Source organism: Chitinophaga sp., assembly GCF_035564935.1.
GTDB lineage: Bacteria > Bacteroidota > Bacteroidia > Chitinophagales > Chitinophagaceae > Chitinophaga.
In genome coordinates, this window is the sequence record NZ_DATMTE010000792.1 from 1 (window position 1) to 1,735 (window position 1,735).

Sequence of the window (1,735 nt, forward strand, 5' to 3'; positions counted from 1 at the left end):
TCCCGGTGGATAATAATATTTACGCCAAACGTGGTGTTTCAGCAGGTAAGGAAGATGTGCATAATGCCATTAAGAACATTGATAAGGGGCTTTTCCCTAAAGCATTCTGCAAAATTGTACCCGATATTTTAGGAGGCGATGAAGTCTATTGCAATATCATGCACGCAGATGGTGCAGGTACCAAATCTTCCCTGGCTTACATTTACTGGAAGGAAACCGGGGATCTGGGCGTATGGAAAGGCATTGCCCAGGATGCTATTATTATGAACATGGACGACCTGCTTTGCGTGGGCGCTACCGACAATATCCTTCTTTCTTCCACTATCGGGAGAAATAAACAATTGCTGCCAGGCGAGGTGATTGCCGCTATCATCAATGGTACGGAAGAAATCCTGGCGGAGTTGCGTAGTCATGGTATCAGTATCTATTCCACCGGTGGTGAAACCGCCGATGTGGGCGACCTGGTACGCACTATTATTGTAGACTCTACGGTTACCTGCCGCATGAAACGCGAAGACGTAATTTCCAACGACCGGATCCAGGCGGGGGATGTGGTAGTGGGACTGGCCTCTTACGGACAGGCCACCTACGAATCGGAATATAACGGCGGTATGGGCAGCAATGGCCTCACCAGTGCACGTCATGATGTATTCAATAAAGCAGTGGCGGAGAAATTCCCTGAAAGTTTTGATCCGGGTATTCCTTACGACCTGGTGTTCAGTGGTAAAAAATCACTGACAGATAAAATGGAGATCCCCGGCTTTGGTACAATGGATGCGGGCAAGCTGGTATTATCGCCCACCCGTACTTATGCGCCGGTAATTAAGAAAGTACTGGAGCAATTCCGCCCACAGATCCACGGTATGGTGCATTGCAGTGGCGGCGCCCAAACCAAAGTGCTGCATTTTATTGAGAAACTGCATGTGATCAAAGATAACCTGTTCCCGGTACCTCCGTTGTTCAGCCTTATCCAGGAGCAATCCGGTACACCCTGGAAAGAAATGTACCAGGTGTTCAACATGGGCCATAGGATGGAACTATATGTACCGGAGGCAATAGCAGCAGATATCATCAGCATCTCCAAAAGCTTTAATATCGATGCACAGGTAATAGGAAGGGTGGAAGCAGCAGCAGAAAAGAAAGTAACGGTGAAGGCGCCTGCAGGAACTTTTGAGTATTGATCCTGATAATTTTAAAAGAGATCCCGGTCATCAGTGACCGGGATTTTTTTATGGATTTTTCTGATCGCTTCATCTGTACAAAAAAGATCCCTATGTTTTTGCTAAGTTGTTTGTATGCAGCACTGACCTTCGGCGCAGATACAACAAAGCCCGTTGTTATTGATGCGCCTTCCGGAGACGTGATCACCTGTATTTTTGAAGAATCACCTTACTTCCCCGGTGGAGAAAAAGCACTTGTAAAGTATTTGCAGGAAAACATAAAATATCCTGCCCCAGCCGTAAAAGCCAAAGTAAGCGGCAGCGTGTTTGTACAGTTTATGATAGACAGCACGGGTACTATCAGGAACGCACATACGACAGGCACTCACAAAGGATATGGATTGGAAGAGGAAGCATTGCGGGTGGTTAATAAGATGCCTGCCTGGAAACGGAGCAAAACATGTACGCAACAACCGGTAATGTATAATCTGCCAATAAGATTTATTCTCCCGGAATCCTTCAAAAATCCAAAATGATCAAAGCAAACAAATCAGCATAATCCTGAGTCAGACAAC

2 protein-coding genes are annotated in these 1,735 nt (G+C 46.2%); both read left to right on the forward strand.

Going from position 1 to position 1,735, the window contains the following annotated elements; all coding sequences use genetic code 11:
* Nucleotides 1–5 precede the first annotated feature (5 nt).
* Nucleotides 6–1,181, forward strand: a complete 1,176-nt coding sequence (locus VN105_RS20600) for an AIR synthase related protein (RefSeq protein WP_325643721.1) — start codon at nucleotides 6–8, stop codon at nucleotides 1,179–1,181.
* 92 nt (nucleotides 1,182–1,273) lie between these two features.
* Nucleotides 1,274–1,696 carry a TonB family protein gene (locus tag VN105_RS20605; RefSeq protein ID WP_325643719.1) on the forward strand — a complete coding sequence of 141 codons (423 nt, stop codon included), beginning with the start codon at nucleotides 1,274–1,276 and terminating at the stop codon, nucleotides 1,694–1,696.
* Nucleotides 1,697–1,735 lie beyond the last annotated feature (39 nt).

Bases quoted from the DNA above. Each gene is read 5' to 3' on its own strand.
- VN105_RS20605 (WP_325643719.1), top strand. From the start codon at position 1,274: ATGTTTTTGCTAAGTTGTTTGTATGCAGCACTGACCTTCGGCGCAGAT.